Here is a 13751-nt window from a genome sequence, read left to right on the forward strand (position 1 = left end):
CAACCAGCAATGTCCCAGCATCACTACACTGCGATACCGTCGGCAGTAATCGTCGTTCGGGCGACAAGGTTCCTCTATGAGCGCAGCGTAACCGGATTCTCAACCTGCGGAAACAGTCACCGCGCGTTCATAACCTGCTCACAGCCACTGACGCGTCGTCCGAACGGAGAATATGTTCGCAACCGAACAACGCAGCGGCTCCGGCAGGGGGTTCCCTTGCCGCACGAGCGAACCTGCGGCAACAGTAGCCGACCTTGATCCTTGGGGGGCATCGTGAGCCTGAACAGCGACGACATGCCTACCGGCCCCATCGCGGGCGGGTGGGCGCAGCAGGCACCCCCCGCCCCGGCCAGGGAACCGATGCCGGATTCGGTCCGAAGGCAGAACATCATCCGCGACGTGACCGCCGGCGTCCTGGTCGTGATTGCGCTGTTGTTCCCGTGGAACCTCTACTTCGGTTTCCGAATCCCGGGCAGCAACAGATGGATATGGCTGGCCCTATTGCTGGTGACGCTGCTGTCGTTGGCGTCGCTCGTCGTGTCCCGCGTGCGATTCGACCGTGTCATGGCCGGCCGGCTTCGAACCGCGCTCAACATTCCGTATCTGCTGCTGGTGTTGGCGTTCGTCGGCTACGACGCGTTTCAGACAATCCGATCCGGCGGCACCGTCCACGTACCCGGCGGCGTTGGGCCAGGAGGCTGGCTGGGGATCGCCGGCTCGTTGTTGAGCGCACAACCGGTGATTACCGGCCCAGCCGCCGACGATGACAGGTACTACCGCAAGTGGCTAAGAACAGCCCGGATCCTCGGCTACGCGTCGATGTTCGGGGCAGCGCTCAGCTCCGGTTTCAACCTGTGCTGGCGGGTGCGGTTCGCACTGCAGGGCTCCGACGGCGGACCGGTCGAGTTCGGTACACAAAACATCACCGTCCTGCTTGCCGCCGTGGTGTACGGCGTGGTGGCACTCGCGGCCGTCCTCGTAGCGTCACGCTGGATTCTTCGGGGGGACAAGCCTTCCCGGCTCGCCACCTTCGCGCTCGGATTGTCGACCCTGGTCGCCGGGATCATCGTGTGGAGCCTTCCCATCGGCCGCGAGATCGACGCCTTCCACGGCATTGCGCAGAACACGTCGACCGCGGGGGTCGGGTACGAGGGTTATCTGGCGTGGGCGGCGGCCGCGGCCCTGTTCGCCCCGCTGACGGTGTTCAGCTCCCCGAACGCACGCACCGATAAGGACGTCTGGCACAGCGCGATGCGAAAGGGCCTGCTGCTAATCACCGTATGGGCGTTCAGCTCGGTGCTGATGCGGATCACCGATCTGGTGGTTGCGGTGATTTTGAACTACCCGTACTCCCGCTACGACACCATGACGTTGGCCGCGTTCGATCTGGGCACCGCGGTTCTTGCGCTGTGGCTTCTGTTCAACGCGGCCAACGCGGCGCTGCGCCCGAGGCTGATCGCGTCGTTGTGCGGATTTCTGTTCAGTCTCACCGTCTGTCGTGTCATTCTCGGCATCGCGCTGGCTCCGCGATTCGAAAAGTCTCCGAATGTGTTTTCAAACCCGGTGTACGGGAACAATCTGGCCCAGCAGATCACCAGCACCTTCGACGTGGTGCTGTGCGGGCTGGCCCTGTGCATCCTGGTCGCCGCCATCATCACCGGACGCCTGCGTCGACCCCGACGAGCACCGCGACACCCGCGCCGGCCGCGCGCCGCCGCCCCCCGGCCGTCGGACGCCAAGACAACCCAATTCGGAGTCGTGAACGCGGTCGACGACGATGCGCCCACCAGCGACCTGTCCCGGCCGGCCCCGTCTCCCCGGATCTTCCGATCATCCGAGACGACGCAGCAACTGCGTCCGAAGATCTTCCGGCCGCCCGGCTCGTCGTAGTTACCGAAGTGGGGCGAACGCGAATTCGCGCAAGCCCTCGCTCGGATCGATGGCCGCGCGGAACCCCAGCACATCGGCCGCTCGAGCCGGATCGGCGACGATATGGCGCACGTCGCCGCTGCGGTACTGGCCCGTGACGACCGGAGACACCGCGTCGCCGCGCGCCTCGCACAGTGCGGTAGCCACCTGCAGGATCGAGATGGGGCGTCCCGAGCAGACGTTGGCCGCGGTGAAGCCGCCGCGGCCGGCACTGACTGCCGCAAGATTCGCCGCGGCGACGTCGTCGACGTGAACAAAGTCACGCATCTGACTGCCGTCTTCGAAGACCCGTGGTGGCTCACCTCTTTCCAGTGATGAGCGGAAGATCGCCGCCACCCCCGAATACGGTGTGTCACGCGGCATGCCGGGGCCGTAGACGTTGTGGTAGCGCAACGCCACCACCGAACCGCCCGTCGCCTCCGACCACGCCAGCGCGTAATGCTCCTGCGCCGTCTTGCTGGCCGCGTACAGGCTTCGCGGCCGTAGGGCGGCACCCTCGTCGACCAACTGCCACCTGACCGGCTCCCCACAGACCGGGCAGCGGTGCTCGAACACCCCGGCGTCCAGGTCGGCGCGACGCCGCGGTAGCGGGTCCACCGGGCCGTGGTCGGGACAGCGGTAGCTGCCCTGCCCGTAGACCACCATCGACGACGCCAGGACCAGACGTCGGATCCCGGCAGCGAACATCTGCGCCAACAGCACGGTCGTGGCGAAATCATTGTGGCCGCCGTACTCGGGCGCGTCCGCGGCGTCCACTCCGGCACCCACCATCGCCGCCTGATGACACACCACATCGACACCGACCAACAACGGGGCCAGTGCGTCGGCGTCGCGCACGTCGACCCGGTGACATCCGTCCGGTAGCACCGGGTTCGGGCCATGCGCGGCGGGCAGCATCACGTCGATGCCGACCACTTCATGCCCCGCGGCCCGCAGCGCCGCGTCCACCCGGGACCCGATGAAACCGGCCGCACCGGTCAGCAGCACCCTCATGGCAGCTCGAACGGCAACGGGACACCGGCGTGGTGCCGGCAGTGCGTACAGGTGCGTTCATCGGCGACCCGGTCGATCGCCGCCCGCACCAACTCCTTCAACAACTCGATGTTCTCCCCGAATCCGGCGTATACATCCGCGGCTTTCACACCATCACCGACAGTGACACCGGCATCCAGGTCGGTCACCAAAGCGATTGCGGCATAGCATAGTTCGAGCTCACGGGCGAGTATCGCTTCCGGATAGCCGGTCATGTTGACCAGGCTGAAGCCGGCGGCGGCGAACCACTGGCTTTCCGCGCGGGTGGAAAACCGCGGACCCTGGATCACCACCATGGTGGCGCCGTCGACGACATCGGGCAGACCGATCACCGCGCTGCGCAGCGTCGGGCAGTACGGATCGGCGAAGCTGGCATGGACACCACCGGTGTCGAAATAGGTATCGGCTCTGCCTTTGGTGCGATCGACCAACTGGTCGGGCACGACGATCGCGCCCGGGCCGAGTTCGGGATCAAGGCTGCCGACCGCGCACGGGGCGAACACCCGCCGCACACCGAGCGCACGAAACGCCCACATGTTGGCCCGGTACGGCACGGTGTGGCCGGAGTATTGGTGATTTGCACCGTGCCGGGGCAGGAACGCGACTTCGTGCGCGCCGACACTGCCAATCGTGATCGGGGCGCTGGGCTTGCCGTACGGCGTGTCCGGGTTGACGGTGTGCATTTTTGAGCCGAAGAACGTGTAGAAGCCGCTGCCGCCGATGACTCCGAGCATCTGCCCATTGTTGTGCATAAGGCAGGATGCCCTCGTGGCCAGTTTGACGCAGTGGATCTCGGGCGCCCGTCCGCGGACACTGCCGAACGCGGTGGCGCCGGTCGTCGCCGGCACCGGCGCTGCGGCATGGCTGCACGCCGCCGTGTGGTGGAAAGCGCTACTGGCGCTGGTTGTCGCGGTCGCGCTGATCATCGGGGTCAATTACGCCAACGACTACTCCGACGGCATCCGGGGCACCGACGACAACCGCGCCGGCCCGATAAGGCTGGTCGGCTCGAGGCTGGCGACCCCACGGGCGGTGCTGATAGCTGCTCTTGCGGGCCTGACGGTCGGTTCGCTGGCCGGCTTTGCCCTGGCGCTGGCCACCGCGCCGTGGCTGATCGCGGTCGGCGTACTCTGCGTCGCCGGAGCCTGGCTGTATACCGGCGGATCGAAACCCTACGGCTATGCGGGTTTCGGCGAGGTTGCGGTGTTCGTCTTCTTCGGCCTGATCGCGGTGCTCGGCACCCAGTACACCCAGGCATTGCGGGTCGACTGGGTGGGGCTGGTGCTCGCCGTGGCAACGGGCGCGTTGTCGTCATCGGTGTTGGTGGCAAACAACCTGCGGGACATCCCCACCGATGCGCAAACCGGCAAGATCACGCTGGCGGTGCGCTTGGGCGACTCCCGCACCCGGGTGCTCTACCACGCGCTGCTAGCCACCGCCGGAATTCTGACTATCGTGCTGATGACGGCAACACCGTGGTGCGCCGTAGGATTGCTGGCCACGCCGCTTGCCCTGCGGGCCGCGGGTCCGGTGCGAACCGGCCGCGGCGGTCCGGAGTTGATCCCAGTGCTGCGCGACACCGGGCTGGCGATGGTGGTGTGGTCGATCGCGGTGGCAACAGCCCTGATACTGGCCCCAGCCCCGGCTGGGTGACGTGTCGTCGCCGTGGGTGCACACTCGACGTGAACAGATAGGACGGTTATGACGGAGATCGCCACTACCCGTGGGGCTAAGAGCGTCGGACTGCTCAGTGTCGGGGCGTATCGCCCAGCGCGTGTGGTGACCAACGACGAGATATGTCAGAACATCGATTCCTCGGATGAATGGATCTACACGCGAACCGGAATCAAGACACGACGGTTCGCCGCTGAGGAAGAATCCGCCGCCTCCATGGCGATCGAGGCCAGTCGCGAGGCAATCTCAAAGGCCGCTGTGGACGTGTCCGACATTGACGGCGTCATCGTCGCTACCAGCACCCACTTCCTGCAGACCCCGGCGTGTGCCCCGATCGTCGCAGCGGGCTTGGGCACCCAAGGCGTGCCCGCGTTCGATATCTCAGCGGGGTGCGCCGGCTTCGGATACGCGCTCGGCATCACAGCCGACATGATCCGGGGCGGAAGTGCGCGAACCATGCTGGTGATCGGCTCGGAGAAACTGTCCCCCACGGTCGACATGTACGACCGCAGCAACTGCTTCATCTTTGCCGACGGCGCCGCCGCGGTCGTGGTGGGCGAGACGCCCGTTCAAGGCATTGGACCGGCCGTCTGGGGCAGCGACGGCGAACAGGCCACCGCTATCCGTCAGGACATCGACTGGATCACCCACGCGGAGAACCCAGCCGGCCCGCGCCCATTCCTGCGACTCGAAGGCACCGCGGTTTTCCGCTGGGCGGCATTCGAGATGGGCAAAGTCGGCCGGCAGGCAATGGACGCCGCCGGCGTCCGGCCAGATGAGGTCGACGTATTCATCCCTCATCAAGCCAATAGCCGAATCAACGAAATCCTGGCCAAGAACCTACAGCTGCGGCCGGACGCGATAATTGCCAACGACATCGAGCACACCGGAAACACATCGGCGGCTTCCATTCCGTTGGCGATGGCGGAACTCCTTGCGACCGGCGTTGCCAAGCCCGGCGATCTGGCGCTGCTGATCGGCTACGGCGCAGGCCTGAGCTACGCCGCACAGGTCGTCCGGATGCCGCCTGGCTAAACGTCGGGAGGCTCGTCACCGCGCAGCCGGGCCCGCAGCTGTTCACGTTCGGCGCGTCGGCGCTCACCTGCTATCGCCAACGCCGCGGTAGCGCGTCGGCGCAACGGACCAAATAACCAAATACCCAACGGCATCGCGATGATCAGACCGAACAGCACGGCAACGACTACCGGGAATTCGGTCACACCAACCAGGCGCGCCGCCCCATAAATGGCGCCGCTGACCACGACGACCAGCAGCAGCCGGGCTATCGCGTACACCAGTACGTCGATAACGCCGCGGGTCGCGGTGGTCTTGTCGCTAGGGGCTTCTGACACAGGCTGAGCCTACGGCGCGGGTATATTCGGTCAAAGGAGGTGTCGAGTGCTTTACCTGCTCATCGTCCTGGTTTTGGGGACGCTGATCTACATCGGCTGGCGCGCGGCGCGGTTGCAGGCGAACCGACCCAAGACTCGCGTTATCGGACCCGACGACGATCCAGAGTTCTTGCGTCGACTGGGCCACGGCGACGGGCCTCGCTAGACCCTTCTATACGAAGTTCGGATTTGACCGCCGTTGGTCGCTGGGAAACCCGTCGGCGACCACTGCCGCCAACTCGGTAAGCGCTTCACGGGTCTCCCGCCTCAACCGGTCCAGGGAGATCTCGGCGCCTTCCTCGAGATGCGGGTCGAACGGCACCGTTTGGACCGCGCGGCAACGCCGTGCGAAGTGCTCGATCACCCTTCCCATGTCGACCTTGCCGGTCCGTGGCCGCACCGCGTTGATCACCGCGATCGAATTGCGCACCAGGTCTTCGTGGCCATGCGCCTCTAGCCAGTCCAGCGTCGCCGAGGCGCTACGGGCTCCGTCGATGGATCCCGAGCTGACCACAATCAGCACATCGGACTTGGCCAATACCGCCGACATCGCCGAATGGAGCAGCCCGGTGCCGCAGTCGGTCAGCACCAGCCCGTAAAACCTCTCCAGGATCTCCAGGGTGCGGGTGTAGTCGTCGGCACTGAACTCCTCCGATGCGGCCGGGTCGGTGTCCGACGCCAACACTTCCAGCCCGCTCATGCCCTGTGATGTATAGCCGCGAACATCGCTGTAGCGCTGGATGCTTTCGGCGTCGCGCAACAGGTGCCGTACCGTCGCGGGTGTCTCGAGCGGGACCTTCTGGCTCAGCGTGCCGCGGTCGGGGTTGGCGTCCACCGCGACCACCCGGTCGCCGCGCACCGAGGCGAAGGTGGCGCCCAAAGTCGCGGTAATCGTGGTCTTGCCGACACCACCCTTCAGCGACAGCAGCGCAATGCGGTAGCAGCCCCGCAGCGGCCGATTGACCTGCGCTACCAGGTTGTTGTATCGGGCCGCCCGCGGGCCCTCACCCACGTTGATCAGCTGACCCGACATCACGTACAGCAACCGGCGCCAACCTTCCGACGGCGGCGGCTTGACCGGCCGCAGCAGCACGCTCGTGGATAGCTCCGGATACGGCGTTTGTGGCAGGGGTTCCGGGCGGTATTGGGGCTCTACCCGCGTTTCGGCAGGGCCCCCGTAGTACGCGCCGTATGCCGTCGGGTCGACTCGCGGAATGCCGGTCAGCGGTCCGGTATCTGGTGCGGAGTCCCACTGCGGCACCTCGCCGGGTGCCGCCGTCGGCGCGGCGGCGGTGTCGGGCCCGGGCTTGCGCCGCTCGGTGCGGAATCCCGCGAAGCTACGAGTCGGTGTCTCGCCGCTGGAGTCCGCGGGTGCTTCGCTGTGGTGCGGTTGGGGCGGCAACTCCATGGTCGGATGGTCCGTGGCCCCTTTTTCCGCATAGCCTTGGGGCGCCCCCACGCCCGTCGTTGGATGCTCTGACACGTGCGCTCCCCCTTGTTGCGTTGCTCGGGTCGGCTGACGAACGGTCAGCCCACACCCGCATAGGAATGCAGGCCGACAGTCACCAGGTTAACGAAGAACAAATTGAAGACCATGGCCACAAATCCGGCGACGTTGATCCAGGCAGCTTTCCTATCCCGCCAACCCGCGGTTGACCTTGCGTGTAGATACGCCGCGTATACCACCCAGGCGACAAATGAAACGGTCTCTTTGGGATCCCAGCCCCAGTACCGGCCCCAAGCTTCCTCGGCCCAAATGGCCCCGAAAATCACTCCGAAACCGAACACCGGGAACGCGAAGATCGTGGTTCGGTAGGCGATCCGGTCTAGGGTCTGCGCGTCGGGGAACCGCTGCACCATCCGCGCCAGCGTGCCCTGCGTGTCGGGATCGCCCAGCCGCGAGGTGCGCAGCAGGAACAGGATGCTGGCAATGCCGGCGACCAGGAACACTCCCGAGCCGAGGCTTACCACCGACACGTGAATGGGCAGCCAGTAGGACTGCAGCGCGGGCATTACCGGCGCGGCGTTGGCGTAGAGCCAGCGTCCGGACACCGTGAGCAAAATCAGCACCGGAAGGAGCAGGAAAACCCACAGCGGGCGGTATTGCGGGCGACGCAACACGATCGCACCGGCAACCAACCCGGACAAGCAGGTCAGATTGATGAATTCGTACATGTTGCCCCACGGCACCCGCATGGTGGCCAGACCGCGCAGCACAATGCACGCCAGCAGTAGCCCGATGCCGAGGTAGGCCACCGCCAGACCGGCTCGTCCGACGCGTTCGTCGAACGGCCGCTGCGGACCATCCACCCCGATCCCGGGGGTTGTGCTGTCGGTCGCAACGGATCCGGCCAACACCTGCTCGCGGTCGACCAGTTTGCGGCCACGCACGTAAGCCAGCTCGACGGCCAGCAGCAACAGCGCGACGACCAGCGCCACCACCGCCGAGGGGAACGCCCAGTCGGAGTATCTGGCCAGGCCGAGGTTGATGTGCGTGGTGTTCATGTGACGTCCTGAGGGCTCCTTCTAGGCTCGGCTGTCGTTTCCGCGCGCCCGGCCAACAACCGCTCGGTCAGCCGCTCGAACTCGTCACCCCACCCGGAGTTATCGGTGCGCGCCAAGCCGCCCAGCTCGACGTTCACCGTACCTGGCGCCTCGGTGTCCGGTGCGGTAGCCGGAGTGAGGCGAACCCACACCCGGCGTCGGCGCACCAGCAGCGACACCAGCAGTCCGGCCATCATTGTGATCGCGAAAACCAGCACCCAGGATTGGCCTGGGTCGTGGGAGACCTGCAGGTTGACGAACGGCACGGCGCCGTCGAAGCGGACGACCGTGCCGTCTCTGTCGAGGCGGACCTGCTCGCCCGCGCGCAGGTTGACCCGCTTCTCCTTGGTCAGCCGGCCCTGCTGGATCAGCCGGGGATCGAGGTTGAACAACGACTGTGGCCGCCCGCTGTCCAGGCCGGTGTCGCCGCGGTAGATGTCGATGGCCACCGCTGGGGCGTTCAGGGCCGGGAAGCGCGACGACAACAGGGTGCCGTCGAGCTGCTCGGTCGGCGCTAGCAGGCCCTGGATGGCGATCTCGTGTTTACGACGTTCGTCGGCATTGGGATAGCTGCCGGCGGGCGGATCGATCCTTGCCACGCCCGACGACAGCAGGGTCTGGGGGTTGTCGGGTCGCCATTGCACGGTTGAGGTGCGGGTCTGTCCGTCCGGGAAGATCACCGTGAAAGTGGGCGCGTAGCCGTGGCCCTGCAGGTACACCCGGTCGCCGCCGACCCGCAACGGGTGGTTGACCTCCAGCCGGTAGGGCCGCCAGCTGTTGGACGTCAGATCGTTCCCGGCTTGATAGTCGATATCCGCGGCGAACGACGTGGCCTGTCCTGACGGCAGGTAGTGAGCCTGAAAGTTGTTGACCCGGACGCAAATTGGGTTCAAGGAGGTGCCGTCGACGGTGTTGCCGGCGCGGAACGAGTCGAACGCGGCCGGCGATGCCGAGCAGAAGCCCGGGCCGCCGTCGGCGATGACGATCACGTTGCCCTCGTAGCCGAACAACTTGCCGACGGCTACGGCGACCAGTAGGCCCAGCAGCGAGAAGTGGAACACCAGGTTGCCTAATTCGCGCAGGTAGCCCTTTTCGGCGGACACCTCGATGGTTTCCGGGACGGTCTGGCCCTGATGCCGTACCGCCGTGCGCCAGCCACGCAGCCTGCCGGTGATCGTGGTCGCTAAGTCGTCTAGGTCGCCGACGAGCTGGGAGCGGGCGTGCTTGGGCAGCCGGGCGAGGTTGCGCGGCGCGGCCACCGGCGTGGCACGCAGGCTGCGGGCATGCTCGATCAACCGTGGGGTCAGGCAGCCGACGAGGGAAACGAACAACAACACGTAGATGGCGGTGAACCAGAAGCTAGAGAACACGTCGAAGGCCTGCAACTCGTTGAGCCACGGGCCGATCAACGGATGAGCCTTCAGGTATTCGTCGACCTTGCCGGCGTTGAGACTGCGCTGCGGCAGTAGCGCCCCGGGGATCGCGGCGAGCGCGAGCAGAAACAGCAGCACCAGCGCGGTGCCCATCGACGTCAGCGAGCGCCAGGTGTTGCGCGCTTTTGCCGCGAGCAGACGCAATAGCCCCCAAAATGGCCCATTTTGGGGTGCTTTTGCGTCTGCTCGCGCCACCTCTCGCGCCGTCAAATCGGCAACCTCACGTCGGAAACGAACGCGTCGCGAAGCCAGGAGACGAAGTCGTTCCACACTCCGGTGACCAGCGCCGCACCGACAACGATCAGCAGCGCGCCGCCGAACACCTGGATGGCCCTGGTATGCCGGCGCAGCCAGCCCAGGCCCGCCACCGCCCCGGCCGAACCGAACGCCAGCAGGATGAACGGAATCCCCAATCCTAGGCAGTAGGCGATCACCAAAAGGATTCCGCGTGCCACGTTGGCGCCGTCGGTGGCCGAAGCCACCGTGATCACCCCGGTCAGCGTCGGCCCCAGGCACGGCGTCCAGCCGAGCGCGAATACCGCGCCGAGCAGCGGCGCCCCCGCGACCGTCGTCAACTGCCGCGGGCTGAACCGCACCTGACGCTGCAGGGCCGGAATGAGGCCGACGAATACCAACCCCATGACGATGGTCAGCACCCCACCGACCCGCTGCAACACCAGCTGGTTGGTAATCAACGTGGACGTCATACCAAGGACCACGACCGTGCCGAGGACGAACACCGTGGTAAACCCGGCCACGAATAGCGCAGCCGATCCGGCCACCCGCCATCGCGCCGGGGCCTTGACCGCACCGTCAGCCTCGTCGACCCCAACCGCGGCCGCCAGATACGACAGGTAGCCCGGCACCAAAGGCACCACACACGGCGAGGCGAACGACACCAGCCCCGCCAGCAAGCACACCCCCAAAGCCACTAACAGCGGCCCCGCGGCGGCGATCTCGGCGAAACCGGTCATTGTCGTCCTGGCGGCGGGGTCGAGGGTTGTTCGGCCGCCACCCGCTGGACCACCGGCTGCAGATCCTCGGCCAGCAGTTCGCGCAGAAATACCGCGGCGACCCGGTGCTCGCGATCCAGCACCAGCGTGGACGGGATCACGGTGGTGGGGTACTTGCCGCCGAACGCGATCAGGGTGCGCATCGGCGGATCGTAGATCGACGGGAACGTCACGTGGCGGTCGTTGACAAAGTCCAGCGCCGCCTGCCGGCTGTTGTCACGGACATCGATCCCAAGAAATGACACCCCGGCAGTTCGGGTGGCGTCGTAGACCCGTTGCAGTTGGGCGACTTCCGCCCGACAGGGCCCACACCACTGACCCCAAACATTGACGACGACGACCTGACCTCGAAATGGCCCCGAGTTGTCCAGCGCGATCGTGCGCGCCGGATCAGCCAGATCCGGCCCGGACAGCGGTCCGGGGCGACCGCGGCTGGCCGGCGGATCGTAGAAGATGTCGGTTTTCCCTCCGGGCGAGACGAATTCGAAGGTGCCGCCCTGCGCGACGGCGTCGCGCCCGGAACAGCCCGTGAGAAGGCCCGCCACTACCGCCCCGGTGATCACCAACCGCCACATAATCAAAGCGCCGCCCCTCTCCCCCGCAAGCGGGAGGTGCCCCACATCGCTCTTTTGCTCTGCATCGTCGCCGGCGCGGTCAAGCGCCCGCCGGTTGGGAGTACACGACGTCGACAAGGCGGTCGCCGTCGTAGATCAGCGAGGTCACCGACGCCAGGCCGCACTGCCGGCGCCGCGGGTCGTGCCAGAGCCGTTTACCGGTCAGATGTCGCCGCAGTGTCCATACCGGCAGTTGGTGGCTCACGCATACCGCCTCGTGGCCGGCGGCGCGGGCGCGGGCCTTGTCCACAGCGGTCGTCATCCGCTCTGCAATCTGGACGTAGGGCTCGCCCCACGACGGAGTGAACGGGTTGCGCAGCCGCCACCACACCCGCGGATCGCGCCAGGCGCCGTCGCCCGGGCTGATGCGCCGGCCCTCGAAAAAGTTGGCCGATTCGATCAGGTCGGGGTCGGTGTCCACCGACAGGTCGTGCTTCGCGGCGATCGGCGCGGCGGTCTCCTGGGCCCGCTGCAGCGGCGAGGCGATCACCGCGACAATGTCACGGTCGGCAAGGAAGTCGGCGACCGCGGCCGCCTGCGTCGCGCCGGTCTGCGAGAGGTGATATCCGGGCAGCCGTCCGTAGAGGATGCCGGTTGGGTTGTACACCTCGCCGTGGCGCACGACGTGGACCCGGGTCTGCTCGCCCATCAGAGTCGATCCTCCCGGGCGGCGGCGCGAGCGGCGGCCGGAAGCGCGGCCGCGATCCGGTCGAACGCCGCGTCGTCCAAAGCGGCCGAGACAAACCACGCCTCGAAGGCACTGCATGGTGGGTAGACACCGGCGTCCAGTAGGGCATGAAAGAACGCCGGATAGCGCCACGTTTCGCTGGCCCGCGCCGACGCGAAGTCGGTCACCGGCCGGTCCGCGAAGAACACGCTGAGCATGTTGCCGGCTCGTGGAATCTGGTGTGGCACACCGGCATTCGTCAGCGCCTCGGCTAGCAGCTCGGCCAACCGGTCGGCGTTGCCATCCAATGCGGTGTAGACCGCGTCATCGGCGGCGCACAGCGTCGCCAGTCCCGCGGCGACCGCCACCGGGTTGCCCGACAGCGTGCCTGCCTGATACACCGGCCCCAGCGGCGCCAGCCGCTCCATCACCTCGGCCCGCCCGCCGAACGCGGCGGCCGGCAACCCACCGCTCATCACCTTGCCGAATATGAACAGGTCGGCGGCAACCGGATCCATTCCATACCAACCACTTCGGCTGACCCTAAAGCCCGTCATCACCTCGTCGACGATCAGCAGTGCGCCGTGTTCGGCGGTGGCGGCGCGCAGCGCCGCGTTATAGCCGGGCGCCGGTGGAACCACTCCCATGTTGCCCGGGCTGGCCTCGGTGATCACCGCGGCGATCTGCTCGCCGTACCGCGCAAAACTCTCCCGCACCGCGTCAATGTCGTTGTAGGGCAACACGATGGTGTCGGCGGCGGCGGCGCCGGTGACTCCGGGTGAGGACGGCAGCCCCCGTGACGATCGCAAGCTCGGCGAAGCCGGGCGCAGCGGGTCGTCACATAAGCCCAGCGTGGCCACCCCCGAACCCGCGTCGGCGAGCAGCGCATCCACATGCCCGTGGTAACAGCCGGAGAACTTGATGATCTTGGCCCGGCCGGTGAACCCGCGGGCCAGCCGGACGGCGCTCATGGCGGCCTCCGTGCCGGAGTTCACCAGCCGGATCCGCTCGACGGGTGCCACCCGCCCGATGATCTCGGCGGCCAGTTCGGTCTCGGCGGGGGTCGGCGCCCCGAACGACAGGCCGTTGGCGGCGGCGTTGGCGACGGCTTCAACGACGGCGGGGTGCGCATGGCCGAGGATCATCGGGCCCCACGAGCAGACCAAGTCGACGTAGCGGTTGCCGTCGGCATCCGTGAGCCAGCAGCCGTGCGCTTCGGTAATGAAGCGCGGAGTGCCGCCCACCGCCGAAAAGGCCCGAACCGGGGAGTTAACCCCACCGGGAATGACCGCGCAGGCATCCTTGAACAGCTTCGCGGAGACTTTGACCTGCGCGGTCGCCTGGTCAGTGCTGCCCATGCCGACCAGTGTCCCAGCCTTGGCGGGCCGCTCAACTACAGGGTGTCAGACCGCTCTGCTAAACGGCTTGGCTGGAGTACCACCGGCGGGCTGTAC

At 66.7% G+C, this 13751-nt stretch carries 14 protein-coding genes; 4 read left to right on the top strand and 10 right to left on the bottom strand.

The window, feature by feature from the left end:
- Positions 1-360: 360 nt before the first annotated feature.
- The gene (locus MSIMFI_RS02220) at positions 361-1890 is read left to right on the top strand and encodes a DUF7937 domain-containing protein (protein ID WP_224770220.1); all 1530 of its coding nucleotides are present in this window, start codon (positions 361-363) and stop codon (positions 1888-1890) included.
- Here MSIMFI_RS02220 and MSIMFI_RS02225 read toward each other — a convergent pair whose 3' ends face one another.
- Both MSIMFI_RS02225 and MSIMFI_RS02230 read right to left on the bottom strand, forming a co-directional pair.
- On the bottom strand, positions 1891-2922 hold the full coding sequence (locus tag MSIMFI_RS02225) for an NAD-dependent epimerase/dehydratase family protein (protein WP_191495965.1): 1032 nt from the start codon (positions 2920-2922) through the stop codon (positions 1891-1893).
- Positions 2919-3695, bottom strand: a complete 777-nt coding sequence (locus MSIMFI_RS02230; protein WP_263597323.1) for an S-methyl-5'-thioadenosine phosphorylase — start codon at positions 3693-3695, stop codon at positions 2919-2921. Before MSIMFI_RS02230 ends, MSIMFI_RS02225 begins: the two co-directional genes overlap by 4 nt.
- A gap of 34 nt (positions 3696-3729) precedes the next feature.
- On the opposite strand from MSIMFI_RS02230, the gene MSIMFI_RS02235 reads away from it, so the two are divergent.
- On the top strand, positions 3730-4614 hold the full coding sequence (locus MSIMFI_RS02235; protein WP_191495967.1) for a 1,4-dihydroxy-2-naphthoate polyprenyltransferase: 885 nt from the start codon (positions 3730-3732) through the stop codon (positions 4612-4614).
- Between the two features lie 48 nt (positions 4615-4662).
- Positions 4663-5670 (top strand): beta-ketoacyl-ACP synthase III, encoded by a 1008-nt coding sequence (locus MSIMFI_RS02240; RefSeq protein WP_191495968.1) that lies wholly within the window; start codon positions 4663-4665, stop codon positions 5668-5670.
- Here MSIMFI_RS02240 and MSIMFI_RS02245 read toward each other — a convergent pair.
- The gene (locus MSIMFI_RS02245) at positions 5667-5987 is read right to left on the bottom strand and encodes a DUF4229 domain-containing protein (RefSeq protein ID WP_186241559.1); all 321 of its coding nucleotides are present in this window, start codon (positions 5985-5987) and stop codon (positions 5667-5669) included. The two genes, MSIMFI_RS02240 and MSIMFI_RS02245, sit on opposite strands and share 4 nt — an antisense overlap.
- 46 nt (positions 5988-6033) lie before the next feature.
- Here MSIMFI_RS02245 and MSIMFI_RS02250 point away from each other — a divergent pair, with 46 nt between their 5' ends.
- Entirely contained in the window at positions 6034-6192 is a 159-nt protein-coding gene (locus MSIMFI_RS02250; RefSeq protein WP_186241558.1) for a hypothetical protein, read from the top strand.
- 6 nt (positions 6193-6198) lie between these two features.
- Here MSIMFI_RS02250 and MSIMFI_RS02255 read toward each other — a convergent pair whose 3' ends face one another.
- From MSIMFI_RS02255 to hemL, 7 genes are all read right to left on the bottom strand, one after another.
- A complete protein-coding gene (locus tag MSIMFI_RS02255) occupies positions 6199-7434 on the bottom strand; it encodes a MinD/ParA family ATP-binding protein (RefSeq protein WP_224770221.1) in 1236 nt (411 codons plus the stop codon).
- A gap of 119 nt (positions 7435-7553) precedes the next feature.
- Positions 7554-8531, bottom strand: a complete 978-nt coding sequence (ccsB, locus tag MSIMFI_RS02260) for a c-type cytochrome biogenesis protein CcsB (protein ID WP_191495970.1) — start codon at positions 8529-8531, stop codon at positions 7554-7556.
- A complete protein-coding gene (locus MSIMFI_RS02265; protein ID WP_191497979.1) occupies positions 8528-10096 on the bottom strand; it encodes a cytochrome c biogenesis protein ResB in 1569 nt (522 codons plus the stop codon). The genes ccsB and MSIMFI_RS02265 overlap by 4 nt, the downstream gene beginning before the upstream one ends.
- 113 nt (positions 10097-10209) lie before the next feature.
- The gene (locus MSIMFI_RS02270) at positions 10210-10977 is read right to left on the bottom strand and encodes a cytochrome c biogenesis CcdA family protein (protein ID WP_191495971.1); all 768 of its coding nucleotides are present in this window, start codon (positions 10975-10977) and stop codon (positions 10210-10212) included.
- Positions 10974-11591, bottom strand: coding sequence for a TlpA disulfide reductase family protein (locus MSIMFI_RS02275; RefSeq protein WP_191497980.1), 618 nt, complete (start codon positions 11589-11591; stop codon positions 10974-10976). The genes MSIMFI_RS02270 and MSIMFI_RS02275 overlap by 4 nt, the downstream gene beginning before the upstream one ends.
- Positions 11592-11670: 79 nt before the next feature.
- On the bottom strand, positions 11671-12279 hold the full coding sequence (locus MSIMFI_RS02280) for a histidine phosphatase family protein (protein WP_191495972.1): 609 nt from the start codon (positions 12277-12279) through the stop codon (positions 11671-11673).
- Positions 12279-13655 (bottom strand): glutamate-1-semialdehyde 2,1-aminomutase, encoded by a 1377-nt coding sequence (hemL, locus tag MSIMFI_RS02285; protein WP_191495973.1) that lies wholly within the window; start codon positions 13653-13655, stop codon positions 12279-12281. Before hemL ends, MSIMFI_RS02280 begins: the two co-directional genes overlap by 1 nt.
- Positions 13656-13751 lie beyond the last annotated feature (96 nt).

This window comes from Mycobacterium simulans (genome assembly GCF_900232995.1).
Lineage (GTDB): Bacteria > Actinomycetota > Actinomycetes > Mycobacteriales > Mycobacteriaceae > Mycobacterium > Mycobacterium simulans.

Bases quoted from the DNA above. Each gene is read 5' to 3' on its own strand.
- MSIMFI_RS02225 (WP_191495965.1), bottom strand. From the start codon at position 2,922: ATGAGGGTGCTGCTGACCGGTGCGGCCGGTTTCATCGGGTCCCGGGTG.
- ccsB (WP_191495970.1), bottom strand. From the start codon at position 8,531: ATGAACACCACGCACATCAACCTCGGCCTGGCCAGATACTCCGACTGG.
- MSIMFI_RS02220 (WP_224770220.1), top strand. From the start codon at position 361: ATGCCGGATTCGGTCCGAAGGCAGAACATCATCCGCGACGTGACCGCC.
- MSIMFI_RS02230 (WP_263597323.1), bottom strand. From the start codon at position 3,695: ATGCTCGGAGTCATCGGCGGCAGCGGCTTCTACACGTTCTTCGGCTCA.
- MSIMFI_RS02280 (WP_191495972.1), bottom strand. From the start codon at position 12,279: ATGGGCGAGCAGACCCGGGTCCACGTCGTGCGCCACGGCGAGGTGTAC.
- hemL (WP_191495973.1), bottom strand. From the start codon at position 13,655: ATGGGCAGCACTGACCAGGCGACCGCGCAGGTCAAAGTCTCCGCGAAG.
- MSIMFI_RS02275 (WP_191497980.1), bottom strand. From the start codon at position 11,591: ATGTGGCGGTTGGTGATCACCGGGGCGGTAGTGGCGGGCCTTCTCACG.
- MSIMFI_RS02240 (WP_191495968.1), top strand. From the start codon at position 4,663: ATGACGGAGATCGCCACTACCCGTGGGGCTAAGAGCGTCGGACTGCTC.
- MSIMFI_RS02265 (WP_191497979.1), bottom strand. From the start codon at position 10,096: ATGGGCACCGCGCTGGTGCTGCTGTTTCTGCTCGCGCTCGCCGCGATC.
- MSIMFI_RS02270 (WP_191495971.1), bottom strand. From the start codon at position 10,977: ATGACCGGTTTCGCCGAGATCGCCGCCGCGGGGCCGCTGTTAGTGGCT.
- MSIMFI_RS02255 (WP_224770221.1), bottom strand. From the start codon at position 7,434: ATGGAGTTGCCGCCCCAACCGCACCACAGCGAAGCACCCGCGGACTCC.